We start from the raw sequence: 24,653 nt of genomic DNA, 5'->3' as shown, positions 1-24,653 counted from the left end.
AATGAAAATACTGATGCTGGTCAGCTCCATGCACGCCGGCGGCGCGGAACGCGTCGCGGCGACCCTGGTCAACGCATGGTCCGAGCGCGGCGACACCGTCATCCTGACGCCCACCTACTCGTCCAAGGGCACCTGCTTTTATCCCTTGTCGGACAAGGTCCAGCTTTCGTGGCTGGCTGACCTGGCCGGCACCCGGGTGTCGGGCGCGATGGCGGCCTTCAAGCGGTTGCTGGCCCTGCGCAAGCACATTCGCGATTCACGGCCCGACGTGGTGGTGTCCTTTCTGACCAACGTCAACGTGGCCGCCATTCTGGCCACGCGCGGCCTGAACGTGCCGCTCATCGTCTGCGAACGCACCAATCCGGTTGCCGAAACCACCACGGGTTCGGTCTGGCGCAAGCTACGCCGCGTGCTGTATCCGCGCGCCGACATGGTGACGGTGCAGGCGGAAGACACTGCCGGTCCGTTTGCGCGCCAGGTGCCCGGCATCCGGCGCCTGGCCGTCATTCCGAATCCGCTGCCCGCGCCGCTGCTGGATGCGCCGCTGGTGCAGCAACGCCACGAGGCCGGTCCGCGCGAGCTGATCGCGATGGGGCGGCTGGTGCCGGACAAGCAGTTCAACCTCTTGATCGACATCTTTGCGCAGATTGCGCCGGAATTCCCGGACTGGAATCTGCGCATCTGGGGCGAAGGCCCCGAGCGCGAGGCGCTGCAGCAGCAGGTGGCGCGCCTGCGCCTGCAGTCGCGCATCAGTCTGCCTGGGCGCACCGAAGCGCCCTGGGAAGAACTGGCGCGCGGCCAGGCCTTCGTGCTCAGTTCGCTGGTCGAGGGCTTTCCCAATGTGTTGCTGGAAGCCATGTCGCTGGGCTTGCCCTGCGTCGCGTTCGATTGCCCCAGCGGTCCGCGCGAGATGACGCGAGACGGCCAGGATGCGCTGCTGGTGCCGGCGGGCGACCGGGTCGCGATGACCGATGCCCTGCATCGCCTGATGGGCGATGTGTCGCTGCGTGAGCAGCTGGGTGCGCGCGCCGCCGCCGCCGTGCGCCAGCGTTATGCGCTGTCCAGCGTGCTGACCGAATGGGATGAACTGTTTGAAGCGGTGCGGGAGGGGCGATGAGCACCCGGCCGCTGCGCATTCTGCATGTCATCACGGGACTGGGCCAGGGCGGCGCCGAATCGGTGCTGACGCGCCTGGCGACCTGGCCGCAGGCGGATGTCGAGCACATCGTCGTGTCGCTGACCGATGAGGGCCTGTACGGCGAGCGCCTGCGCGCGGCGGGCGTCGCGGTGCATGCCCTGGGCATGAAGCGCGGCCGCGTCAGCCTGGGCGGCTTCCTGGCGCTGCGGCGCCTGATCGCCACGACTCGTCCCGATGCCGTGCAAACCTGGATGTACCACGCCGATCTGATCGGCGGCCTGGCCGCCCGCCTGGCCGGCGTTCGCGCCATCGCCTGGGGCATCCGCAATTCCGGCGCCCACCTTGAACGCAGCAGCCGCTCGGCGCGGCTGGTGCTGCGCGCATGCGCGATGCTGTCCGGCAGCGTGCCCCGCGCGATCGTCTGCGCGGCGCAGAATGCCGCCGAGCGCCACGCCGAAAAAGGCTACCGCCGCGACCGCATGGTCGTGATACCCAACGGCTACGACCTGTCGCGCTACGCGCCGGATCCGCAGGCGCGCTCGCGCGTTCGCGCCGCATGGGGACTGTCCGAGGACGTGCCGGTGATCGGCTGCGTGGCGCGCTGGGATCCGCTCAAGGACCACGCCAACCTGCTGCGCGCCTTGGCCGCGCTGGTGCGCGATGGACGCGATGCGGGGCTGCGCTGCGTGCTGATCGGCCGCGACATGACCGACGGCAACGCCCAGCTGGGCGCCTTGCTCGACAAGCTGGACTTGCGCGATCGCGTGGTGCTCAACGGCCCCAGCGACGACGTGCCCGCCGTCATGAACGGGCTGGACCTGCATGTGCTGTCCAGCTGCGCCGAAGGCTTTCCGAACGTGGTGGCCGAGGCCATGGCGTGCGGCGTGTATTGCGTGGTGACCGACGTGGGCGATGCCGCCTACATCGTCGGCGACACGGGCGTGGTGGTGCCGCCCGAGCAGGCCGAGGCCCTGGCCCGCGGCATCGAGTCCGCGCTGGGCGACGTGGCCGCGCGCGGCCGCGAACGCGCCGGCGAGGCCGGACGCGCGCGTGTCCTGGAACACTTTGATCTTGCACGCATGGTGCAAAGCTATATCGCCGTCTGGCGCCGCATTTCTGGAGTCCAACCATGAGCGCCGGACGCTGCCTGCTGTTTGTCGTCAACAACCCGGCGTTCTTCATGTCGCACCGCGTGCCGGTCGCCCTGGCCGCGCAGAAGGCGGGCTACGACGTCCATGTCGCGACGATGGAGGGTCCCGCCGTGGCCGACATCCAGGCGCTGGGCATGACCCATCACCCCATTCCGATGACGCGCAGCGGCAAGCGTCCGCTGCAGGAGCTGGGCACGCTGCTGGCGCTGGTGCGCCTGTTCCGCCGGCTGCGTCCCGATGTGGTGCACCTGGTCACCATCAAACCCGTGCTGTACGGCGGCATCGCCGCGCGCATCGCACGTGTGCCGGGCATGGTCGCGGCGATCTCCGGATTGGGATTCGTGTTCCTGTCCAACTCGCTGAAGATGCGGCTGGTGCGTGCCGTGGTGGCTCGCTTGTACCGCATTGCGCTCGGCCATCCGAACAGCCGGGTGATCTTCCAGAACGCCAACGACCGCGACCTGCTCAAGTCGCTGGGCGCGGTGCGCGAGGATCAGGTGGTCATCATCCGCGGCGCGGGTGTGGACCTGGACGCCTACCGTCCGATGCCGGAGCCGCCCGCGCCGCCCGTCGTCGTCACGATGGTGGCGCGCCTGCTGCGCGACAAGGGCGTGCAGGAGTTCGTGCAGGCGGCCAGGTTGCTGCGCGAACGCGGCGTGCCGGTGACGATGCAACTGGTGGGCGGGCTGGACCCGGGCAACCCGGCGTCCGCCACGCAGGCCGATGTCGATGCCTGGCAGCAGGACGGTTGCGTGCAGGCGCTGGGCGAGCGTTCGGATGTGGCGGCGCTGTATGCGGCCGCGCACATTGCGGTGCTGCCGTCCTATCGCGAAGGCCTGCCGAAATCCTTGATTGAGGCCGCGGCCTGCGGGCGGGCGGTGGTCACGACCGACGTGCCCGGTTGCCGCGACGCCATCGAACCCAACGTCACCGGCCTCCTGGTGCCGGTGCGCGACGCCGCAGCGCTGGCTGACGCCATTGCGCGCCTGGCCGAAGACGCGACGTTGCGTCAGGCGATGGGCACGGCGGGCAGGGTGCTTGCGGAGCGCGAATTCGATATCAACCAGGTCGCGCGCATTCACGTCGCGCTGTACGACGCGCTCAGCGCCTGATCGCGTCGATCCAGAAGCGCGTGGACGGATCCTGCTGGCTGGGCTGGGGCGCGTCCAGCTCGCGCATGATGTTCTTGGCCAACACCTTGCCGAACTCCACGCCCCACTGATCGAACGGGTTGATGCCCCAGATCACGCCCTGCGTGAACACCTTGTGCTCGTACAGCGCCAGCAGCGCGCCCAGCGTGTAGGCCTCAAGGCGAGGCAGCACGATCAGCGACGACGGACGTCCGCCCGGATGCACGCGGTGCTGCGCCAGCAGACGCGCGCGGGCCGGATCGCGTTCCGTGGCGGAGGTCTCGGCCAGGGCTTCTTCGAAGGTCTTGCCGCGCAGCAGCGCCGAGCGCTGCGCCAGGCAGTTGGCGACCAGCAGCTCGTGATGCCGGGCATAGGCATGGTCCGGCTGTTCGCACAGGATGAAGTCCACGGGCGCGCCGGCCGCGTCCTGGTGCAGCCACTGGAAGAACGTGTGCTGGCAATCCGTGCCAGGCATCCCCCACACCGCCGGTCCGGTCGGCACGCCGGCGGGACTGCCGTCGGCCGTGGCAACCTTGCCCAGCGATTCCATTTCAAGCTGCTGGGCCCAAGGCACGATGTGATGCAGCCGCGAATCGTAGGGCGCGATGACCAGCGAGTCGTAGCCCAGCACGCTGCGGTTGGCCACGCCGGCCAGCGCCAGTTGCACGGGGGCGTTTTCGGCGGGCGGCGCGGTGCGGAAATGGTCGTCCATGGCCGCCGCGCCGGCCAGGAGCCGGTCGAAGGTGTCGTTGCCGAACGCCAGGGCGATCGGCAGGCCGATGGCGGACCACAGCGAATAGCGTCCGCCCACCCAATCCCAGATCTGGAAGATGTGGTCGGGCAGAATGCCCAGGTTGAGCGCTGCCTCGACGTTGCAGGTGATCGCCACGACCTGCTTGATGGGATCGGCAACACCGGCCTCGCGCAGCCAGTTCATCGCGACTTCGGCGTTGGCCAGCGGCTCGGTCGTGGTGAACGATTTGGAGGCGACGATGACCAGCGTGTTGTGCGGGTCCAGGTGGCTCATCGCCTCGGCGACCGAATGCGAGTCCACATTGGAGGCAAAGCGCACGTCGCGGCGCGCGCCCTCGTGGCGCAAGGCGCGGGTGACCAGGCGCGGTCCCCAGTCGCTGCCACCGATGCCCAGATGCAGCACGCCGCTGTAGCGGCCGGCCGCGTCGGCGGTGCGCACGAATTCGCGCAGGCGTTCGCGCTCGGCCAGCACCGCCTTGGCCACCATGGCGGGCGGCTCGGCCGCGCGCAAGGCGGTGTGCCAGGCGGCGCGGCCTTCCGTCCAGTTGGCCTGGCCGCCGTCAAAGAGCCGCGCGCGGCAGGCCTCGAAGTCCTGTTGCACCAGCAGCGCCTGCGAGGCGGCCAGCAGTTCGGGCGACTGCGCCTGGGCGCTCAGATCCAGGCGCAGCCCGGGAGCGTTGATAAGGCGCAGCTTTTGGCCGTCCCGGGATGCCGTGCGTGTTGCGGCGATGAACTGCTGCCACGCGGGGCTGTTGGCTAACGACATGGGCGGATCAGAAAGGCAGTGTGGCGTTCGGGGCGAGCTTGCCGAGTTCGCGGCGGAAGTCGGCCTGGATGCGCGCAAGCGCCGCTTCGCTCTGCGCTTCAAAACGCAGCACGACGACCGGCGTGGTGTTCGATGGCCGCGCCAGGCCAAAGCCGTCGGCATATTCGGCGCGCACGCCGTCGATCGTGATTACGCGCTTGGCGTCGGGGAACTGGCCCTGGTCCTGCAGGGCCTTGACCAGCGTGAACGGCTGGCCCTCTTCCATTTCAAGCTTCAGTTCGGGCGTGGACACGTCCTGGGGCAGGGCTTCCAGCGGGGCGCAGGCGTCGGCAGCGCGCGACACGATTTCCAGCAGGCGGGCGCCGGTGTAGAGGCCATCGTCAAAGCCGTACCAGCGTTCCTTGAAGAAGATGTGACCGCTCATTTCGCCGGCCAGCGGCGCGCCGGTTTCGGCCAGCTTGGCCTTGACCAGGGAGTGGCCCGTCTTCCACATCAGGGCGGTGCCGCCGGCCGCTTCGACCGACAGGCCGACGTGGCGGCTGCACTTGACGTCATAGATGATGGTGGCGCCGGGGTTGCGCTCGAGCACGTCGCGCGCAAACAGGACGAGTTGGCGGTCGGGCCAGATGATCTGGCCGGACTTGGTGACCACGCCCAGCCGGTCGCCGTCGCCGTCGAAAGCCAGGCCAAGCTCGCAATCGGTCTCGGCGACGTGCTTGATCAGGTCCTGCAGGTTCTTGGGTTCGGCGGGATCGGGATGGTGGTTGGGGAAGTTGCCATCGACCTCGCAGAACAGTTCGTCGACCTCGCAGCCCAGCGCGCGGAAGAGCTGCGGCGCAACGGCGCCGGCCACGCCGTTGCCGCAGTCGATCGCGATCTTCATGGGGCGCGCCAGCTTGACGCCGGCGGCCACGCGCGCAATGTAGGTCTGCGCCAGGTCGAGCTGGCGGCGCGTGCCAGGCTCGGTCGCGGGCGCCGGGGCGTCGCCGTTCATGGTCTGCGCCAGTTGCTGGACGTCGTCGCCGTACAGCGCGCGCCCGCCCATCATCATCTTGAATCCGTTGTACTTGGGCGGGTTGTGGCTGCCGGTGATGGCTACGCCCGACCCGGTCTGCATGATGTTGGCCGCAAAGTACACAAGCGGGGTGGGGACCATGCCAACGTCCAGCGTGTCCACGCCGCCTTCGAGCATCCCTTCCTGCAGCGCAAGCGACAGCATTTCGCTGCTGAGACGTCCATCGCGGCCGACCACGAGCGTCTGCACGCCTTGCTCGCGGGCGCGGGCGGCAAGCGCCACGCCGAGCGAACGCGCGAAGGCGGCGTCGATCAGGTCCGGCACCGTGCCGCGAATGTCATACGCCTTGAAAACGGAGGCTGGAAATTGTGTATGGTTGCCCACGACGGTTCCTTGTTGAGGGGGACAGCGCGGCGGCTGCCGGGTAATGGTAAACCCGTACATCCAAACCGCTATGGCAAGGGCCAAAGCTGGATTATCCCCCATCGGAGAAGGGGGCTTCATCCTTCAGGAGGAGTAGGGCGCGGCGTAGAGCGTTTACCCGGTGCCGGCCTGCCCTGCCATGGTGCGGCGCGCAGGGCGGCGGCGCCTGTTTCCGGTGCACGACCGCCGGCAAAACAGCCGCTTCCCGGGCGGCCACGCATGGCATAAAAGTTGCTCGTCATCCGAAGGTGATACGCTTGCCGGGCAAGCAGAAAGACCAGGAGGGGCCATGGGCGCCAAAGTATCCACAGTCATGTCATCGGGCGGCGCCACCAGCAGGCGGGGACCACCCACGGACTTTGCCGGTCCGGCGGCCGGCCGCGAACGCAGGCTCGATATCCACGTCTTTGCCGCGGCAACGGGCGAACTGGCTACGGGCCGCGCCTGGGAACGCAGCGTCTGGCGCGATGCGCGCGTCCTGATCGCCGAGTGCCCGGCGCCGCATCTGGCTGCCTCGATCGAAAGCGCATTGCGCACGGTCGCCGCCAGCGTGGCGCGTGACCGAGGCTGGCCGGCCGCGGGCACCGTGTCCTTCTCGCTCGACGACCGCAGCGGCGTCTTCCGCGTCATCGACGCGCAGGCGCGGGCCCGCACGCCAGACATGCCGGTCGCCGAACACGATCCCATCGCGCCGCACGTGCTGGAAGTGCGCATCGACGGCTGCGGCGATCGCCGCCTGCCGTGCACCCATCTCATGGTCTGCGGCGCCACCCGCGGCGAAGTCCTGCGCCGCGCCTACCGCGCCTTGTCCGAATTGCCCGGCCCCGCCGGTGTGGACCGCGCCTTCCTGATGGAGCGCATCGCGTCCCGCGCTTTCTGCTCGGGCATGACGGGCACCCGGCTGGACCAGGCGGTCGGCTAGACAGGCACAACAGACATCCGCAAGGGGCTTCGGCGCGCGCCGCCCAGCCCCTACAATAGTCCGCACATCCCATGAACAGCGCCCGGTCCTGGCGGCCGGGCCGACTTTCTGTGCGGCATCCATGACACTGCTGACCGATCTCCAGGCCCTCTTGGGCGACTCCCACGTGCTGACCGGCGCGGACGCGGATTCCTATGTGCTGGATTGGCGCCGCCGCTATCGCGGCGCGGCCCTGGCGGTGATCCGCCCCGGCTCCACGGCTGAAGTGGCCGACGCCATCAAGCTGTGCGCGCGGCATGGCGTGCCCGTGGTGCCGCAAGGCGGCAATACCGGCCTGTGCGGCGGCGCCACGCCGGACGGCACCGGCACCGCCGTCGTCCTGTCCACCGCCCGGCTCACCGCGGTGCGCGCGCTGGATACCGACAACGACACCATCACGGTCGAGGCCGGCTGCATCCTGCAGGCCGTGCAGGATGCCGCCGCCGCCGCGAACCGGCTGTTTCCGCTGAGCCTGGCGGCTGAAGGCAGCTGCACCATCGGCGGCAACCTGGCCACCAACGCCGGCGGCACGCAGGTGCTGCGCTATGGCAATACGCGCGACCTCACGCTGGGCCTGGAAGTCGTGACCGCCGAAGGCGAGATCTGGGACGGCCTGCGCGGCCTGCGCAAGGACAACACCGGCTACGACCTGCGCGACCTGTACATCGGCAGCGAAGGCACCCTGGGCATCATCACGGCCGCGACGCTCAAGCTGTATCCGCGCCCCGTGGCCTCCTGCACGGCGCTGCTGACGCTGGACAGCATCGACAACGCCGTCGAGGTCCTGTCCCGCGCGCGTTCCGGGTTCGGCGCCTCGCTGACCGGATTCGAACTCATGAGCGGCGCCTGCCTGCAGGGCGTGGTGCGCCTGTTCCCGCAGCAGCGCCTGCCCTTCGAGGGCGAGTCTGCCGCCTCGCCGTGGTTCGCGCTGCTGGAGCTGTCCGACAGCGAAAGCGAGACCCACGCCCGCGAGCGCTTCGAGGCGGTGCTGGGCGACGCCATCGAGGCCGGCCTGGTGAACGACGCCGCGATCGCCGCCAATGTCTCGCAAAGCAAGGCGTTGTGGCACCTGCGCGAAAGCATTCCGCTGGCCGAAGCCGAGCTCGGCAAGTCGGTCAAGCATGACGTGTCCATTCCCATCTCGTCGATCGCGGGATTCGTGCACAAGACCAATGCCTTGCTGCAGGCGCGCTTTCCGGGCGTGCGCCACGTGATCTTCGGCCATCTGGGCGACGGCAACCTGCACTACAACGTGGCGCATGCGCCCGGCCAGACCGAAGCCGAGCTGCTGGCGCTGCAAGGCGAGATCTATGGCGTCGTGCATGACAGCGTGCACGCGCACAAGGGGTCCATCAGCGCCGAACACGGCGTGGGCCAGCTCAAACGCGACGAACTGCCGCGCTACAAGAACCCCGTCGAACTTGCGCTAATGCGCCGGATCAAGCACGCGCTGGATCCTCAGGGTCTCATGAACCCCGGCAAGGTGCTGCAGGCATAACGCGGGCAGAATCGCAGACCATGGCAACCCCTCCCGCAGCGGGCGCGAATCGCCGGGTGCTGATCGTCGAGGACGACCACATCATCGCCGGCAACCTGTACAGCTTCCTGGAGGCGCGGGGCTTTCTGCCCGACGTGGCCTACAGCGGACCCGCGGCACTGCAACGGCTGCAGGAACAGCGCTTTGACGCCGTGCTGCTGGACATCGGGCTGCCCGGCATGGACGGCAACGCCGTGCTCCACGCCATGCGTACGGAACGGCGGCTGGACGTGCCGGTGCTGATGCTGACCGCGCGCGACAGCCTTGAAGACAAGCTGGCGGGCTTCTCGCACGGCGCCGACGACTATCTCACCAAGCCCTTTGCGCTGCTGGAAGTGGAGGCGCGGCTGCTGGCGCTGATCCAGCGTTCCAAAGGGGCGACGGTGGACGCCGCGCGCACCTTCGGCCCGCTTCAGTTCGACGCGCGCAGCCGCGTCGTGTCGGTCAGCGGCGTGCCGGTGCATCTGACCCGCAAGGCGGGCCTCATCATCGAAGTGCTGCTGCGCGATCCGGGCCGCGTGGTGACGCGCGAAGAACTGGAATCGGTCCTGTGGGGCAACGAGCCGCCCTCGTCCGATGCGCTGCGCAGCCAGGTCCACCTGCTGCGGCGCGCGCTGGCCGATGCGGGCTTTGACGGCATCGAGACCGTGCACGGCACCGGCTGGCGCCTGGCACTGCCCGGCGCTGCATCATGAGCCGCGCCGCCGCCGGCACGCTGACCCAGCGCGTCGTCTGGGCGCTGACGGGCACGGTTGCGCTCTTTGTCACGGCGCTTGCTCTTCTTGCCTACCTGACGTTCGACCAGATGGAAGACGACCTGGTCAACGACATCCTGAACACCGAAATGGACCGCCTGGTCCAGCACGCGCGCACCAGCGACGAGTTCCTGCCGCGCCACGGCGCGCGCGAGCTGGGCGGGTCCATGCGCGCGTGGTTGAGCGTCGATGGCCAGCCGCCCGCAGGCATGCCGCCCGAACTGCTGTCGCTGGAAAACGGCCTGCATCTCATCGAACCTGGCGCCTACACCTGGCATGTGATGGTGGCCGAGACCGGCCGCGGCACGGTGTACCTGCTGTACGACGCCACCGACAACGAAGAGCGGGTGCACGATTTCGGCCTGATCGTGCTGGGGGTGGGCGCGATCTGCGTGGTGCTGGCGTATGCGCTGTCGCGGCGCGTGGCGGCGGTGGCGGTCGGACCGCTGCTTGAATTGACGGACCGGCTGTCGACGTGGGCCCCGGGTTCGCCGGACATGGCGGTTACGCGCGACGACGAGGCCGGGCGCCTTATCGAGGCCTTCAACCGCGTGCAGAACCAGGTGGACCGGTCCATCGCCCGCGAGCGCGAATTCGCAGGCAACCTGAGTCACGAGGTGCGCACGCCGCTGGCGGCGATCCGCTCGGACAGCGAGCTCATGCTGCTGACGCAGGCGTTGACGCCGGATCAGCACCAGCGCCTGACACGCGTGGTCGACAACGTGGACGACGTCATCGTCAGCCTGGAAAGCGCGCGGGCCATGGCGCGCGACCAGTTGCGTGCGCCGGAAGCGGTGGACATCGCCGAGTGCATGGAAGATGCGTGGCGCGGTTACGCCGCGCAGGCCCGGGTGGCCGACCTGCGCTTGGACAACCAGCTTCCCGCGGGGCAGGTGCTGACGCTGGACCGCTACGCCTTGCTGACCGTGCTGCGCAACCTCGTGCGCAACGCCATCGAACATGCCGCGCCGGGCACGCTGACCGTGTCGTTCGACGCGCAGCGCGGCCTGGAACTGCGCGACGACGGCAAAGGCATTGCCGAAGGCGATCTGCCGTTCCTGTTCCGCCGCTATTTCAGCGGCCGACTGCGCGACTCGGGCGTGGCGGGCGGCGACGAAACGGCGCGCGGGCTGGGCCTGGCGATCGCCAAGCGCGTCTGCGACATGCAGGGCTGGTCGCTCAGCGTCGAATCCTCGCAAGCCGAAGGCCCGGCGCGCGGCACGCGCTTCTTGCTGCGTTTCGAGCCGGCTGCGTCGCCAGCGCCCGCCGCGCGAATTTGACGAATTTTCGACTGCCGGGCCCGTAAAGTGCGCTGGCCCGTATCGTCCGGAAATTCCGTCCATGCCGTCCCCTTTGCCGCTGTTCCCAGTGCTGTGCGCGCTGACGCGAGCCCGTTATCTGCTCATCCACGTTGCGGGCGTGACGCTGCTGCTGGCTTGTCTGGCGTGGTGGGTCCAGGTATCGGGACTGGACATGCGCATCGCGCGCGGCCTGTTCGACCCGCTGCTCGACGACTTTCCGCTGCATGGCAGCCGCTGGCTTGAACTGCTGGGCCACCGCCTGGTGCTGGCCTTGCCGGTTAGCGTGGGCCTTGCCGCGGCCGGTGTGGCGGCGTCCAGTTACCGTATCCCGGCCTGGCGGCGCTGGCGCGGCGTGGCGCTGGCCGTTGCAGCCACGTGTCTGTCCGGGCAACTGCTCATCACGCAGCTCAAGCATCACACCATGCTGCCGCGTCCCTACGATCTGGAAACGCTGGGCGGCTACACGCCGTATCCGTTGCACTGGTGGACCTGGGCCCGCGCGCGCGCCGGGGGGGCCTTGCCCAGCGGCCATGCCGGCGCGGGCTATGCGTTGCTGAGCCTGTACTTCGCCGGATGGGCGCTGGGCCGCCCCGCGTGGCGCTGGAGCGGACTGGCGATTGGCGTGGCGGCCGGCGTGGGGTTTTCCGTGGTGCGCATCCTGCAGGGCGCGCATTTCCTCAGCCAGACGATCTGGTCCGCTGCCTTGATGTGGCTGCTGGCGGCGGTCTTCTTCTATCCGTTGATCGCGGGGCGGGCGGCCAGCCGCCCGCCCCGCGCGTGCCGCATCAGTTGAGCAGCACGCCCGGCAGCCACAGCGAGAACGCAGGCACGTAGGTCACCAGCGCCAGCGCCGCCAGCAGGGCTCCATAGAACGGCCAGATGGTGCGCATCACCGTCCCCACGGAGACCCCGCCGATGGCGCACCCCACGAATTGCGTGGTGCCCACCGGCGGCGTGTTCAGCCCCAGCGCGCAGTTCAGCAGCAGCACCATGCCGAACTGCACCGGCCCCATGCCGTAATGCATGCAGATCGGCAGGAAGATCGGCGTACAGATCAGGATGGTGGCGGCCATGTCCAGGAAGGTGCCCAGCACGAACAGGATGATGTTGACCATCAGGAAGATGGCCCACGGCTCCGTCGAGATGGATGCCATCAGCTGCCCGGTCTTTTCGGCCACGCCATAGAAGCTGATCAGGTAGCCGAACGTGGCGGAGATGCCGATCAGCAGCAGCACCACGCCGGTGGTCTTCACAGCCTTGCTGGCCGCACGCACGAACTGGTCCCACGTCAGTGAGCGGTAGACGAAGATCGTCAGCGCCAGCGCGTACAGCACCGCCACGGCCGCGGATTCCGTCGCGGTGAAGACGCCGCTCAGGATGCCCGCGATGATCAGCACCACCACGAACAGCCCCGGCGCCGCCGCAACCAGCGAGCGGAACACGATGTGCCAGCCCGGGAAGGTGCCCGCCGGATAGCCGCGGCTGCGTGCCACGAAGTAGGCGGCGGCCAGGTTGCACGCGGTCAGGATCAGGGCGGGCACCACGCCTGCCGCGATCAGCGCCGCGATGGACACCTTGCCGCCCGCGGCCAGCGTGTAGATGATGATGTTGTGGCTGGTTGGCATCAGTGCGCCCACCAGCGCCGCGTGCGTCGTGACGTTCACGGCGTAATCGGCGTGATAGCCCTCGCGCTTCATCATCGGGATCATCACCGAGCCCATCGCCGACACGTCCGCCACCGGCGATCCGGACACGCCGCCGAACAGCGTGCAGGCCACCACGTTGGACATGCCCAGGCCGCCGCGCACATGGCCCACCAGCGATTTGGCAAAGTTCACGATGCGGTCGGCGATGCCGCCGTACAACATGAGTTCGCCGGTGAAGATAAAGAAGGGGATGGCCAGGAACGAAAACGCGTTCATGCCCGAGGTCATCTGCTGGAAGGCCACCGCAAGCGGCAGGTCCTCGTACATGATGGCCGTGATCGACGACAGCCCGATGGCAAAGGCCACCGGCACGCCGATCACGAGGAACCCCATGAAGGTGAAGGAAAGCAGTGTCAGCGCCATGCCGGGACCACCTTCTGGTTGCGCAGGATCGCGATGATGTGCTCAAGGGAAAAGAGCGCGATCAAGGTGCCCGACAGGGTTGCAGGGATGTACTTCCACGCGTTGGAGATCCCCAGATTGGGAATCTTGTAGGCCGCGACGGACTCGGCCAGCACGCCGCAATTCCAGGCCATCAGCACGCCGAACAGCAGCACGAGCAGATGGATGAAGATGCGCAGCCGCCGCTGCCCGGCGGCGGGCAGGGCGTCCAGCAGGGACTCGAAGCCGATGTGTCCGGCATCGCGCACGCCGACCGCGGCGCCCAGCATGGTGACGTACAGCACCAGTAGCAGGGCGAGGCTTTCCGCCCAGGTCGGCGTGCTGTTCAGGACGTGGCGGCCGAAGATCTGCAAAGACACCGCGATGATCAGGCAGATCAGCCCGAAGACGCTGGTCCACATGCAGGCCCGCGCCAGCCGGGCGCAGGCACGGGTGTAGGCATCCAGCGGGGCAGCCAGGGCTTTTTCCCGGCCCCCCGCGGCGACATCTGGTTCATTCGTGGGTGTGGCCAACATGATGTCCTCACTGCACGGCCTGGATCTTCGAGACCAGGTCCTTCATTTCAGGCGTCGTGACGAAGCGTTCGTACACCGGCTTCATCGCGCCCTGGAACGAAGGCTTGTCGACCTGCGAGATCTGCGAGCCGGCCTTCTCGACCACCGCGCGCGACTTCTGCTCGCGTTCGTCCCACAGCTTGCGCATGTACGGCACCGATTCGCGCGCGGCCTCGCGCAGGATCTTCTGGTCCTCCGGCGGCAGCTTGTCCCACTGGCGCTTGGAGAAGATCAGGATCTCGGGCGTCATGGTGTGCTCGGTCAGCGAATAGAACTTGGCGACCTCGTAGTGATGCGCGCTCTCGTAGCTGGGAAAGTTGTTCTCGGCCGCGTCCACCAGCCCGGTCTTGAGCGACGTGTAGACCTCGCCCATGGGCATCGGCGTGGCGTTGCCGCCCATGGCTTCCACCATCGCGACGGACAGGTCCGACTGCTGCACGCGGATCTTCAGGCCCTTGGCGTCGGCCAGCGTCTTGATCGGCTTCTTGGTCGTGTACATGGAACGCGATCCGCTGTCGTACCACGCCAGTCCGACGAAACCCGCGGCCTCGCACGAGCGCAGGATCTGGTCGCCGATCTCGCTGTCCAGCACCTTGTGCAGATGCGCTTTGGAGCGGAACAGGAACGGCAGCGACGGCACGCGCGTGGTCTGGCAGATGTTGTGCATCGCCGCGCTGGAGACGCGGGACATGGCCAGCGCGCCCAGTTTCACCTGTTCGATCGAATCGTCCTCGTTGCCGAGCGCACCGCCGGCAAAGACCTTCACGGTGATGCGGCCGTTGGTCCGTTGCTTGACCAGTTCGCCGAAGTGGCGCACGGCCTGCACAGTGGGGTAATCGTCGGGATGGATGTCCGCGGAGCGCAGTTCGGCGGCGTGGGTGGCGGGAATCAGCGTCAGCAAGGCGGCCGCGGCCAGAACGGCGCGGCTCAGGTGAGGGTGCAGCATGTCTACCTCCGGATGGGGTACGGCGTTTCGTTGAGGGCCGTGATGGCCCCGAAGCTCTTTGATATGCACTGCCTGCTCGGGGTGGGCGCGCGCGAAGCCGCCCGTCGGGTGCTAACCGGCGCTGGCGGCTTCCTCCAGGCCCTGCACGCCGGGGTGCAGAGCGAATACCGCGCCATCCAGCGCGCCGGGCGCGGCGTTGGCGGGACGGATCGACGTGACGAAAAGCGTGTCCATGGCGGCGCCGCCGAAAGCGCACATGGCGACCTTCGCGGCGGGCACGTCCAGGGTGCGGTCCAGGCGGCCGTCGGGGGTGTAGCGGTACACCTTGCCGGCATCGTTGCCGCAGATCCAGTAGCAGCCCGCGGCGTCCACGGCGGCGCCATCGGGGCGGCCGGCGGGCAGGGCGGGGATGAAGACGCGGCGATTGGACGGCACGCCGGAATCGGTGTCGTAGTCAAACGCCCAGACGGTCGCGCGCGACGGGTGCGAATCGGACAGGTACATGGTCCGGCCATCGGGGCTGAAGGCCAGGCCGTTGGGCACGATCAGGTCTTCGAGCAGCACGGACGTGCCGCGCGCATCGTGGCGGTACAGCGCGCCGGCGGGCCAGGCCAGGCTCATGTCCATCACCATGGTGCCCGCCAGGAACCGGCCCTGCCGGTCACAGCGGCCGTCGTTGAACCGCATGCCGGGCGCGGTGTGGGCCACGGGGGCAAATTGCCGGGGCAGGCAGGCCTCGCCCTCGCGCAGGGCGTCGCAGGCATAGAGGCCGTCTTCCATGGCCAGCAGCCAGCCGTCGCCGCGCATCGCAATGCAGCCCGCCATCTGCGGCAGCGCCCAGTGCGCGAACGCGCCGGTCTCGGGCGTCCAGCGCCACAGCGTCTTGCCGGGGATGTCGGTCCAGTAGAACGCCTTGTCCGAGCGCCGCCAGATTGGGCTTTCTCCGACGCCGCACAACAAGGTTCCAAGACGTTCGGCGGTGATGGACATGAAAGGCTTCAGGCTTTCGGGAAGGGGAAGGGGCCGGCCTTGACGAAGGCGCCGCCCTGATAGCGCGCCGCGGGATCGTCCGCGGCCAGCGGGGGCTGCGCCTCGACCTGCGCGCGGAACCGCTCGGAAGAATCCTTGGGCGCAAAGCCCAGCACGGCCGCGCCGCTGTTGTCCCACCAACTGTCGCGGTTGGCCGACGCGCCATACACGATGAGGTGGCCGACGTCGGGCGTGAAAAGGGATCGGACCACCAGATCGGTCAGGTCGTCATGGCTGAGCCACGTGACCAGCATGCGCCGGTCCTTGGGTTCGGGAAACGACGAGCCGATGCGCAGGCACACGGTCTGGATGCCGTAGCGGTCGAAATAGAAGCGCGACAGGTTTTCGCCGTAGGCCTTGCTCAGGCCGTAATAGCCGTCGGGCCGGAGCGGCACGTCGGCATCCAGGGTCTGTCCCTGTTCATAAAAGCCGATGACGTGGTTCGAGCTGGCGAACACCACGCGCCGCACGCCGTGCAGGCGGGCCGCCTCGTAGACGTTGTAGACGCCCTGGATGTTGGCGGGAAGGATTTCGTCGAAGGGGCGCTCGACCGATACACCGCCGAGATGCACGATGGCGTCCGTGCCGCGCACCAGTTCCGACACCGCAGCCGCGTCGGCCAGGTTGCATGGGACAACTTCTTCGCCGTCTTGTGCGGGGGCCATCGCCGCCACGTCGGAGACGCGCAGGATATCCGCATGGGCTTTCAATCGGGGACGCAGTACCAGGCCCAGGTTGCCGGCGGCGCCGGTCAATAACAAACGATGACACCGGAAGGATGCAGGCATGTTGTTGACAGCTCGGCTCATGACGCAACGCTCTGTGATTGGCGCGGTGGAGTGGACTTGTCTGGTACGTTATCGTACAACTGTCGCAAAGTATAATGAACGCCATTTTTCAGCGTCAAGCGCTGAACAACCGCTTTCGGATAATCCCTGATGAACGCTCCCGCCGATACCCCTGTCTTGCCGCAGCGTCGTCCCCGCAACCTGGCGCAAGGCCTGGTCGAAAACATTTCCGAACGCATCCGCAGCGGTGAAATCCGCCCCGGCGACAAGCTCCCCACCGAATCCGCCATCATGCGTCAGTTCGGCGTCAGCCGCACCGTCGTGCGCGAGGCGCTGTCGCGTCTGCAGGCCTCGGGCCTGGTCGAAACGCATCACGGCGTGGGCACGTATGCGCTGGAGCCCAGCGGCGGCGGCGACTTCCGCGTCGACCCCGCCGACATTGCCACCGTACGCGATGTGCTGGTCCTGCTGGAGCTGCGCATCTGTCTGGAAAGCGAGGCCGCGGGCCTGGCCGCCATTCGCCGCAGCGACGAACAATTGCAGGCGATGCGCCGGGCGCTCGATGCCTTCAAACAGGCGCTGGACACGGGCGGAGACACCATCACGCCCGATTTTCAATTCCATCTGCTGGTGGCGCAGTCCACCGACAACCGTTACTTCGCGGACCTGATGGCGCACCTGGGTTCGGCCATCATTCCTCGCACGCGCATCAACTCCGCCAAGTTCGCGCTCGAAGACCGCGCGGCCTATCTAGCCCGCGTGAATCTCGAACACGAGGACATCTACAGCGCGATCACGCGTCAGGATCCCGAGGCTGCCCGCGCCGCGATGCGCACGCACCTGAGCAATAGCCGCGAACGCCTGCGGCGTGCGCAGTAGCCCGCTCGCAGGGGTAACGGTTCACGTGTGATGTCGTACAACGTTTGAACCGCTTGCGCCGCCGTCGGCAAATCTGAAAACCGCGTTACTCTTGGCGCGGTTATTTTTTTGGCTATCGAAACGGCATGGTTCAGCGCGGCACATCAGGCATCAAGCATCCTTCATTGGCACAGGCATTTCCCCACGCGCGGAGGGCCCTGGCATGCGTCGCCTGACACTTCGATTCATCATTGCGATCCTGGCGCTGCTGACGCTGTCGCGGCTGGGCCTGGCCTTCTGGATGTGGGACCGCGTCGAAGCGGCCGGCGGCCTCGGGCCGCTCCTCTTTGGCGGACTGCGCATCGACGTATGCCTGCTGTCGATGGTGATCGCGCTGCCGGCGGTGTTTTCGCCGTGGTTCGGCCACCGTCCGCTTGCCGCGCGCATCACCGCGTGGTGGTTCCGCGTCTGGTGGATGCTGTATGTGCTGCTGGAAGTGTCGACGCCGCAGTTCATCGCGGAATACGACACGCGGCCCAATCGCCTGTATTTCATCTATCTGCTCAATCCGAAGGAAGTGGGCTCGATGCTGTGGCAGGGCTACAAGGGCGTGCTGCTGGCCGCCTTCGTGGTGCTGGTCCTGGCGGCCTGGCTGGCGGTCAAGCTGTTCCCGACGCGCACGCGCGATCCCTTCATGGGGTGGTGGAAGCGGCCCGTCGCTTCCTTCGTGATCGCGGCGCTGGTGTTCCTGGGCGCGCGCGGCACGCTGGAGCATCGCCCCATCAATCCCGCCAAGGTGGCCTTCAGTTCGGACGCCATGGTGAATTCGCTGGCGCTCAACTCGCTGTACAGCGTGTTCGACGCGGCCTATCGCATGCGCGATGAACGCTCGTCGGCGGCGATGTATCCCAAGATGGCCGTGGACGAGATGAACGCCATCGTGCGCGAGAAGGCCGGCATGACCGGCGCGCCCCTGGATTCGAAGCTGCCCAGCCTGCATGAGCAGAAGGCAACCGTGCGGCGGGACAAGCCCCTGAATGTGGTGATCATCCTGCAGGAAAGCCTGGGCGCGCAGTACGTGGGCAGCCTGGGCGGCCGCGATCTCACGCCGAACATCGACCGACTGGGCAAGGAGGGCTGGATGTTCCACCGCGCCTACGCCACCGGCACGCGCTCGGTGCGCGGCATCGAAGCTGTTACCGCGGGCTTTTTGCCCAGTGTGGCCGATGCCGTGGTCAAGCTGCCGCGCTCGCAGACGGGGTTTTTCACGCTGGCGCAGTTGCTGGGCAAACACGGCTATCACTCGCGCTTCGTGTATGGCGGCGAGTCCCACTTCGACAACATGCGCGCCTTTTTCCTGGGCAACGGCTTTGACGAGATCGTGGACCGTCCCAAGTTCGTCGACCCGGTGTTTGAAGGCTCGTGGGGCGCCTCGGACGAGGACATGTTCAATCAGGTCGACCGCCTGCTGCGCGCGGATGGCGACAAGCCGGTATTCACGCTGGCGTTCTCGGTGACCAACCATTCGCCGTGGGAATACCCGCCCGGGCGCATCCAGCCCGTGGGCGATCCGGCCACGGTGGACAACACGGTGCGCTACGCGGACTGGGCGCTGGGCCAGTTCTTCGACAAGGCGCGCAAGGCGCCGTATTGGGACAACACGGTGTTCCTGGTCATCGCCGACCATGACTCGCGCGTGTACGGTTCCATTCCCGTGCCGGTGCGTCACTTCCAGATCCCCGCGCTGATTTTGGGCGCGGGCATCGCGCCGCGGCAGGACGATCGTCTGGTCAGCCAGATCGACATGGCCCCGACGCTGCTGTCGCTGATCGGGCTGGACAATGTGAACCCCATGCTGGGCGCGGACCTGACGCAGCGCGATCCGAACCGCGCGATGATGCAGTACGCTGACAACTTCGGCTATCTGCAGGGTGATCAACTGCTGGTGCTGGAGCCCTCCAAGGCGCCGCGCCAGTTCCGATACCAGGCTGCGCCGGTCGGCCAGGACGAAACGTATGCGCCGGTCGAGCCGGCCGATCCGGCGCTGACGCAGGAAGCGCTGGCGCATGCGTTGTGGGCAAGCTGGGCGTATCGCGAAGAGAAGTACCGCCTGCCATGACGCCGATGACGATCAGAGCGGCTACCCCGGCCGCCTGCCTTGATCCTGCTCAATCCGCATTCCGCGGGCCAATAGCACACTGGCGGCCATGACAATGCCCAACCCTTCCAGGCAAGCCTCCCGCGGCGCATCCCCGGCGCTTTCCAGCGCCCCACAAGCCGCGCGGCGCCAGCGGCCCCGTCAGGCGATCCCCGTGCCGCGGGGCCGCCTGGCCTGGATCACCGGCGTTTTCAGTTCTGTCTGGCTGGCCGCCAACACGCTGTTCTGGTGCCTGCTGCTGTTGCCGGTCTCGCTGCTGAAGCTGGCGTTGCCCTTTGCCGCGGTCAGGCGGCGCATCGATCCCATCCTGAACGGCATCGCCACCGCGTGGGTGTCGTGCAATACCGGCTGGTTCGTGCGCATCCAGCCGCAGGCGTGGGACATCCAGGGCAACAAGGACCTGCGCTATGCCGACTGGTATCTGGTCAACTGCAACCATCAGTCGTGGGTCGACATCTTCGTGTTGCAGTACTCGCTGAACCGGCGCATTCCGCTTCTCAAGTTCTTCCTCAAGCAGCAGCTCATCTACGTGCCGGTCATCGGTTTGGCATGGTGGGCGCTGGACTTCCCCTTCATGAAACGGCACGGCAAGGCGGCCCTGCGCAAGAACCCGGACCTCGGGCGCCAGGACCAGGAGGCCGCGCGCCGGGCCTGCGCCAAGTTTTCGCTGGTGCCCACCAGCGTGATGCTGTTTGCCGAAGGCACGCGATTCAGCGAAGCCAAGCGCGCAGCGCAGAACTCGCCCTACCGCCATCTGCTCAAGCCCAAGGCGGGCGGGCTGGCGGTGTCGCTGAATGCGATGGGGGCGCAGTTCCGCTCGATGATCGACGTCACCATCGCCTATCCGGATGGTGCGCCGAGTTTCTGGGATTTCGCCTGCGGGCGCGCAGGGCAGGTGGTGGTGCGCATGCGGCAATTGCCCGTGCCGCCGGCCTTCTGCGAGGCCGATTATTCGCGCGACAAGGCGTTCCGCACCACGTTCCACCAATGGCTCGGCCAGCAATGGCAGGCCAAGGACGACGAGATCGAGGCGCTGGTTGCGCGCCCGGGGGCGCCCGCCGCCGGTACGCCCGCCGCCGGTACGCCGGCCGCCACTAACCCGCCCGTCAACTGAAAAAAAAGCCACGCAGCGGGCGCGCCGCTGCGTGGCTTTGTTTATGCCGTCTACGCCTCAGACGCGCGCGGGCAGCACCACGCCCGAGCACTCCCCAAAGCCAATACGCGGATAGCCCGCCTTCACGCATTCGGCGCGGATGATGATCTGGTCGCCATCCTGCAGGAAGGTGCGCTTTTCGCCCCACGGCAGATCGAACGCCGCCTTGCCGCCATTGCTCAGTTCCAGCAGCGACCCGGCTTCCGAAGGCTGCGGGCCGGACAGCGTGCCGGTGCCCAGCATGTCGCCCGGCTGCAGGTTGCAACCATTGACCGTGTGATGCGTGATGAGCTGCGCGACGTTCCAGTAGGCGTCGCGGAAATTGCTGCTGGACAGCTTCGCCGGCGGCTTGCTGGCGGCGCGCGATTGCTCGGTGGTCATCAGCACCTGCATCTGCACGTCGTACGCGCCCTTGGTCCGATTGGCCTCCGAAGCCAGGTAAGGCATCGGCTGCGGCTCGCCCGCGCCACGGTTCCACTGCGTGCGGAACGGCTCCAGCGCCTCCATCGTGACGATCCACGGCGAGATCGTGGACGCGAAGTTCTTGGACAGGAAGGGGCCGAGCGGCTGGTATTCCCAGGCCTGGATATCGCGAGCCGACCAGTCGTTCAGGATGCACAGACCAAACACGTGCGAATCCGCATCAGCCAGCGTGATGCGCTCGCCCTGGGCGTTGCCGGTGCCCACGAAGATGCCCAGTTCCAGTTCGTAGTCCAGACGTGCGCAGGGGCCGAATTGCGGCGCTTCGCCTTCGTTGGCGGGGCGCGTCTGGCCCACGGGGCGCGGGAACTTCTGGTCCACGCCGATGCTGGAGGCGCGGCCGTGATAGCCGATCGGCACCCACTTGTAGTTGGGCAGCAGGGGATTGTCGGGACGGAACTGCTTGCCCACGGCGGTGGCGTGGTGCACCGAGATATAGAAGTCGGTGTAGTCGCCGATGCGGGCGGGCGTGGTGTATTCGGCGTCGGCCTGTGCGACCAGCAGCGGTTCCACGGTGGCGCGCAAGGCAGCGCCTTCGCGCAGTGCGCGCGACAGGGCCAGGCGCAGCGCGCTCCAATGCGATTGGCCCAGGGCCATCAGCGCATTCAGGCTGTCGGTGGCGCAGGCGGCCAACGCTTCTGCTGCCAGGCCTTCGAACGGCTGCTTGGCGGCCAGCGCGGACAGGTCCAGGATCTGGTCGCCGATGGCCACGCCGGGCCGGAAAGATTCCTGCGTGTTCTTGCGGCGGAATGCGCCGTACGGCAGGTTCTGCACGGGGAAATCCGACGTGTCCGAATTGGCGCTGGCGACCCAGCTCTTCAAGGACGGGTCGTGGGTTTCGTTGATCGTGGTGGTCATGGCTGCGTGTCTCGGTCAGTGTGGTTATGGGGGGCTGGCCGGGCGCTCGAGCGGTTCGTGCGCCGGATGAATCAAACGCCAAACGGCGATGCGCTCATCGCGCATCGCCGCCGGCAACAAAGGCTGACGCGGTCGCGTCACGCCTTCTTGGGATCAAAGTGCTTTGCGATGCCCTGCCAGCACCGGTAGTAATCGCCCTGCAATTCTACCGACGCCAGCGCCTGCTCCGTCGGCCGGATCACGCGGCGGGTCTCGAACATGAACGCCATCGTGTCGCGGATGTAATGCGCCTTGCTGGTGTCCGCGTGCGACGCCTTTTCAAACGTCTCGGCGTCGGGGCCGTGGCCGCTCATGCAGTTGTGCAGGCTGGCGCCGCCGGGCGCGAACCCGTCGGCCTTGGCGTCGTACACCCCCTGGATGAGGCCCATGAATTCACTGGCGATGTTGCGATGGAACCAGGGCGGACGGAACGTGTTCTCCATGGCCAGGACGCGCGGCGGGAAGATCGCAAAATCCATGTTGGCCGTGCCCGGGGTGTCCGACGGCGCCGTCAGCACCGTGAAGATCGAGGGGTCGGGGTGGTCGAAGCTGATCGATCCGATGGTGTTGAAGTGACGCAGGTCGTATTTGTAGGGCGCATGCGTGCCGTGCCAGGCCACCACATTCAGCGGCGAATGGTCGATCGATGCGCGCCAGAAGCCGCCCGTGAACTTCGCGATCAATTCAAAATCGCCGTCCACATCTTCGTACCAGGCCACCGGCGTCTTGAAGTCGCGTGCGTTGGCCAGACAGTTCGAGCCGATGGGACCCAGTTCCGGCAGGCGCAGCGCTGCGCCGAAATTCTCTAGCATGTAGCCGCGCGCCGTGCCGTCCAGCAGCTCCACGCGGAATCGCACGCCGCGCGGAATGACGGCGATTTCCAGCGGTTCCAGGTCGATGAGACCCAGTTCGGTAGCCAGACGCAGCCGGCCCTCTTGCGGCACCAGTAGCAGTTCGCCGTCGGCGTTGTAGAAATAGCGGCCCTGCATCGAGCGGTTGGCGGCATACAGATGGATGCCCACGCCGCCCTGTTCGTCGGGGCCGCCATTGCCGCCCCACGTCTTCACGCCTTCCAGGAAGTCGGTAGGCGCGTCGGGAATCGGCGTCGGGCTCCAGCGCAACTGGTTCGGCGTGACCGGGCCGTGGCCGAAAGTGCTCAGCCAGCCGGTGGCGCCGTCGAACGCTTCAAAGGGCTTGTGCTGCGCGCCCGGCCGGATGCGGTACAGCCACGAACGGCGGTTTTCCACGCGCGGCGCCGTGAAGGCGGTGCCGGACAATTGCTCGGCGTACAGGCCGTACGGACATTGCTGCGGCGAATTGCGGCCCGCCGGCAGAGCGCCGGGCAAGGCCTCGGTGGCACATTCGTTGCCGAAGCCGGTCTGATATTGCAGTTCCATGGAATCCTCCTGGGTGGCGGGCGCGGTGCTTGGCCGCGCAGCTTGATGTGGTGGCGGGACGGGCGCCGCCCGAGCCGATGTGCCATTGTCGGAAAAAATCCCTGTTGCGGCTACGGGAATGCAAAAATAGCGACTATAAATTTCGTGAATAGTAGGGGGCGCCAATGGCCGAACTGCGCGACGTGGATCTAAACCTGCTGCTGCTGTTTCAACACTTGCTGGAAGACCGCAACCTGTCCGCAGTGGCCCGGCGCATGGACCTGTCGCAGCCCGCCGTCAGCAATGCGCTGCGGCGTCTGCGCGTCGCGTTCGGCGACGAACTCTTCGTGCGTACGGCGCAGGGCATGCTGCCGACACCGCGCGCCCAGCGCCTGGCCGGCCCCGTCAGCGAGGCGCTGGGCCTGCTGTCGCAGGCGTTGCAGGACCAGGACGTGTTCGATGCCGCAACCAGCAGCCGGCGTTTTCGCGTCGCCATGACGGACGTGGGTGAAATCCACTTCATGCCGCGCCTGATGGAAGTCTGCGTGCAGAAGGCGCCGCAGGTGCGCATCGACTCGGTGCGGGTGCTGGGGCCGGACCTGCCGCGCGAGATGGAATCGGGCAGGGTGGATCTGGCGATCGGCGCGTTCGATGAAATGGGGGCCGGCACGCTGCAGCGGATGCTGTTTCGCCAGGGCTACGCCACGCTGTTCCGCCAGGCGCATCCCACCGCGCATGCGGGCATGGGCATCAAGGCGTTTCGCGCCGAGCGTCACCTGATCGTGTCGCGGGCGGCGCCTTATGGACAGGTCAATCAGTCGATGGAGCGCGCGGGCGTGGACCTGGCCGAGCACTTCAGCGTGCCGCATTTTTCGGCCGTGCCCTACATCGTCAGCGCGACCGACCTGCTGGCGACCGTGCCGGAGAAGCTGGCCGCCAGCGCCGCCGCGCCGTTCGGCCTGCGCTTCATGACGCCGCCGCTGAAAGTCCCCGCGCTGCAGACCAACATGTACTGGCAGCGCAGGGTGGATCGCGACGGCGGCAACCAGTGGCTGCGCGCGTTGATCGTCAACACCTTCGCGGTCGGTTCATGAAGGCCCGCGCGGCGCGTTGACGCCGAGGCGGCCGGAGCCGCGCCGCCTCGATCGGGCCCGCGGTCTTTAAGCGGTCTGCGTCACGGACGCGCGCGCATGCTGCAACGCTTCCTTCAGCAGGGGCAGGTCGCCCAGGTGGTTCGCCAGCAGCAGGATCAGCGCCGCGTTCAGCTCCTGACTCTGCTCGTTCGTCAGGTCGCGATGGGCGTCGATCAGCGCTTCGTAGAAGTCGTCCGGCGCGCTCAGGTTGGTTTCGGTGATTAGCATGGTGACAACCTTTGG

At 67.4% G+C, this 24,653-nt stretch carries 22 protein-coding genes; 12 read left to right on the top strand and 10 right to left on the bottom strand.

Annotated features, from left to right (window positions below):
- Position 1 precedes the first annotated feature (1 nt).
- From CLM73_RS24200 to CLM73_RS24190, 3 genes are read left to right on the top strand one after another with little or no spacing between them, the layout of a single operon-like run.
- The gene (locus CLM73_RS24200; RefSeq protein ID WP_105240583.1) at positions 2-1,117 is read left to right on the top strand and encodes a glycosyltransferase family 4 protein; all 1,116 of its coding nucleotides are present in this window, start codon (positions 2-4) and stop codon (positions 1,115-1,117) included.
- Positions 1,114-2,271, top strand: a complete 1,158-nt coding sequence (locus CLM73_RS24195; protein WP_199778194.1) for a glycosyltransferase family 4 protein — start codon at positions 1,114-1,116, stop codon at positions 2,269-2,271. Before CLM73_RS24200 ends, CLM73_RS24195 begins: the two co-directional genes overlap by 4 nt.
- Positions 2,268-3,401 (top strand): glycosyltransferase family 4 protein, encoded by a 1,134-nt coding sequence (locus tag CLM73_RS24190; RefSeq protein WP_105240582.1) that lies wholly within the window; start codon positions 2,268-2,270, stop codon positions 3,399-3,401. The genes CLM73_RS24195 and CLM73_RS24190 overlap by 4 nt, the downstream gene beginning before the upstream one ends.
- On the opposite strand, the gene pgi is transcribed toward CLM73_RS24190, so the two are convergent.
- Both pgi and CLM73_RS24180 read right to left on the bottom strand, forming a co-directional pair.
- A complete protein-coding gene (gene pgi / locus CLM73_RS24185) occupies positions 3,391-4,938 on the bottom strand; it encodes a glucose-6-phosphate isomerase (protein WP_105240581.1) in 1,548 nt (515 codons plus the stop codon). The genes CLM73_RS24190 and pgi overlap by 11 nt on opposite strands.
- 7 nt (positions 4,939-4,945) lie before the next feature.
- Entirely contained in the window at positions 4,946-6,337 is a 1,392-nt protein-coding gene (locus tag CLM73_RS24180) for a phosphomannomutase/phosphoglucomutase (protein ID WP_105240580.1), read from the bottom strand.
- A 328-nt stretch (positions 6,338-6,665) separates the two neighbouring features.
- On the opposite strand from CLM73_RS24180, the gene CLM73_RS24175 reads away from it, so the two are divergent.
- The 5 genes from CLM73_RS24175 (at position 6,666) to CLM73_RS24155 (ending at position 11,723) form a co-directional block, all read left to right on the top strand.
- A complete protein-coding gene (locus CLM73_RS24175) occupies positions 6,666-7,298 on the top strand; it encodes a BPTD_3102 family carboxylase-like protein (RefSeq protein WP_056558971.1) in 633 nt (210 codons plus the stop codon).
- Between the two features lie 121 nt (positions 7,299-7,419).
- The gene (locus CLM73_RS24170; protein ID WP_105240579.1) at positions 7,420-8,835 is read left to right on the top strand and encodes an FAD-binding oxidoreductase; all 1,416 of its coding nucleotides are present in this window, start codon (positions 7,420-7,422) and stop codon (positions 8,833-8,835) included.
- Between the two features lie 20 nt (positions 8,836-8,855).
- Positions 8,856-9,569 (top strand): response regulator transcription factor, encoded by a 714-nt coding sequence (locus tag CLM73_RS24165; RefSeq protein WP_105240578.1) that lies wholly within the window; start codon positions 8,856-8,858, stop codon positions 9,567-9,569.
- Positions 9,566-10,909, top strand: a complete 1,344-nt coding sequence (locus CLM73_RS24160; RefSeq protein ID WP_105240577.1) for a sensor histidine kinase — start codon at positions 9,566-9,568, stop codon at positions 10,907-10,909. Before CLM73_RS24165 ends, CLM73_RS24160 begins: the two co-directional genes overlap by 4 nt.
- Before the next feature lie 61 nt (positions 10,910-10,970).
- A complete protein-coding gene (locus CLM73_RS24155; protein ID WP_105240576.1) occupies positions 10,971-11,723 on the top strand; it encodes a phosphatase PAP2 family protein in 753 nt (250 codons plus the stop codon).
- Here CLM73_RS24155 and CLM73_RS24150 read toward each other — a convergent pair.
- From CLM73_RS24150 to CLM73_RS24130, 5 genes are all read right to left on the bottom strand, one after another.
- The gene (locus tag CLM73_RS24150) at positions 11,716-12,999 is read right to left on the bottom strand and encodes a TRAP transporter large permease (protein WP_105240575.1); all 1,284 of its coding nucleotides are present in this window, start codon (positions 12,997-12,999) and stop codon (positions 11,716-11,718) included. The two genes, CLM73_RS24155 and CLM73_RS24150, sit on opposite strands and share 8 nt — an antisense overlap.
- Positions 12,990-13,553 carry a TRAP transporter small permease gene (locus tag CLM73_RS24145; protein ID WP_105240574.1) on the bottom strand — a complete coding sequence of 188 codons (564 nt, stop codon included), beginning with the start codon at positions 13,551-13,553 and terminating at the stop codon, positions 12,990-12,992. The genes CLM73_RS24150 and CLM73_RS24145 overlap by 10 nt, the downstream gene beginning before the upstream one ends.
- Positions 13,554-13,560: 7 nt before the next feature.
- A complete protein-coding gene (locus CLM73_RS24140; RefSeq protein WP_105240573.1) occupies positions 13,561-14,538 on the bottom strand; it encodes a TRAP transporter substrate-binding protein in 978 nt (325 codons plus the stop codon).
- A 111-nt stretch (positions 14,539-14,649) separates the two neighbouring features.
- Entirely contained in the window at positions 14,650-15,528 is an 879-nt protein-coding gene (locus CLM73_RS24135) for an SMP-30/gluconolactonase/LRE family protein (RefSeq protein WP_105240572.1), read from the bottom strand.
- Between the two features lie 8 nt (positions 15,529-15,536).
- A complete protein-coding gene (locus CLM73_RS24130; RefSeq protein ID WP_105240571.1) occupies positions 15,537-16,376 on the bottom strand; it encodes an NAD-dependent epimerase/dehydratase family protein in 840 nt (279 codons plus the stop codon).
- A gap of 129 nt (positions 16,377-16,505) precedes the next feature.
- Here CLM73_RS24130 and CLM73_RS24125 point away from each other — a divergent pair, with 129 nt between their 5' ends.
- The 3 genes from CLM73_RS24125 (at position 16,506) to CLM73_RS24115 (ending at position 20,485) form a co-directional block, all read left to right on the top strand.
- Positions 16,506-17,234: a FadR/GntR family transcriptional regulator gene (locus CLM73_RS24125; protein ID WP_056558946.1), complete on the top strand. Its 729-nt coding sequence runs from the start codon at positions 16,506-16,508 to the stop codon at positions 17,232-17,234.
- A 202-nt stretch (positions 17,235-17,436) separates the two neighbouring features.
- Positions 17,437-19,332 (top strand): LTA synthase family protein, encoded by a 1,896-nt coding sequence (locus CLM73_RS24120; RefSeq protein WP_105240570.1) that lies wholly within the window; start codon positions 17,437-17,439, stop codon positions 19,330-19,332.
- 193 nt (positions 19,333-19,525) lie between these two features.
- Entirely contained in the window at positions 19,526-20,485 is a 960-nt protein-coding gene (locus CLM73_RS24115) for an acyltransferase (protein ID WP_105240569.1), read from the top strand.
- A 57-nt stretch (positions 20,486-20,542) separates the two neighbouring features.
- On the opposite strand, the gene fahA is transcribed toward CLM73_RS24115, so the two are convergent.
- Together fahA and hmgA are read right to left on the bottom strand one after the other, a co-directional pair.
- Positions 20,543-21,862: a fumarylacetoacetase gene (fahA, locus tag CLM73_RS24110; protein WP_105240568.1), complete on the bottom strand. Its 1,320-nt coding sequence runs from the start codon at positions 21,860-21,862 to the stop codon at positions 20,543-20,545.
- Between the two features lie 137 nt (positions 21,863-21,999).
- A complete protein-coding gene (gene hmgA / locus CLM73_RS24105) occupies positions 22,000-23,298 on the bottom strand; it encodes a homogentisate 1,2-dioxygenase (protein WP_105240567.1) in 1,299 nt (432 codons plus the stop codon).
- A gap of 164 nt (positions 23,299-23,462) precedes the next feature.
- Here hmgA and CLM73_RS24100 point away from each other — a divergent pair, with 164 nt between their 5' ends.
- Positions 23,463-24,371, top strand: a complete 909-nt coding sequence (locus CLM73_RS24100) for a LysR family transcriptional regulator (protein WP_056558928.1) — start codon at positions 23,463-23,465, stop codon at positions 24,369-24,371.
- A gap of 66 nt (positions 24,372-24,437) precedes the next feature.
- On the opposite strand, the gene CLM73_RS24095 is transcribed toward CLM73_RS24100, so the two are convergent.
- Positions 24,438-24,638 (bottom strand): DUF2783 domain-containing protein, encoded by a 201-nt coding sequence (locus tag CLM73_RS24095; RefSeq protein ID WP_056558925.1) that lies wholly within the window; start codon positions 24,636-24,638, stop codon positions 24,438-24,440.
- Positions 24,639-24,653: the final 15 nt, after the last annotated feature.

Source organism: Achromobacter spanius (genome assembly GCF_002966795.1).
Taxonomy (GTDB): domain Bacteria; phylum Pseudomonadota; class Gammaproteobacteria; order Burkholderiales; family Burkholderiaceae_B; genus Achromobacter; species Achromobacter spanius_D.
The sequence above is the reverse complement of the archived record's forward strand: the minus strand, read 5'-3'. Positions and strand labels throughout refer to the sequence as shown.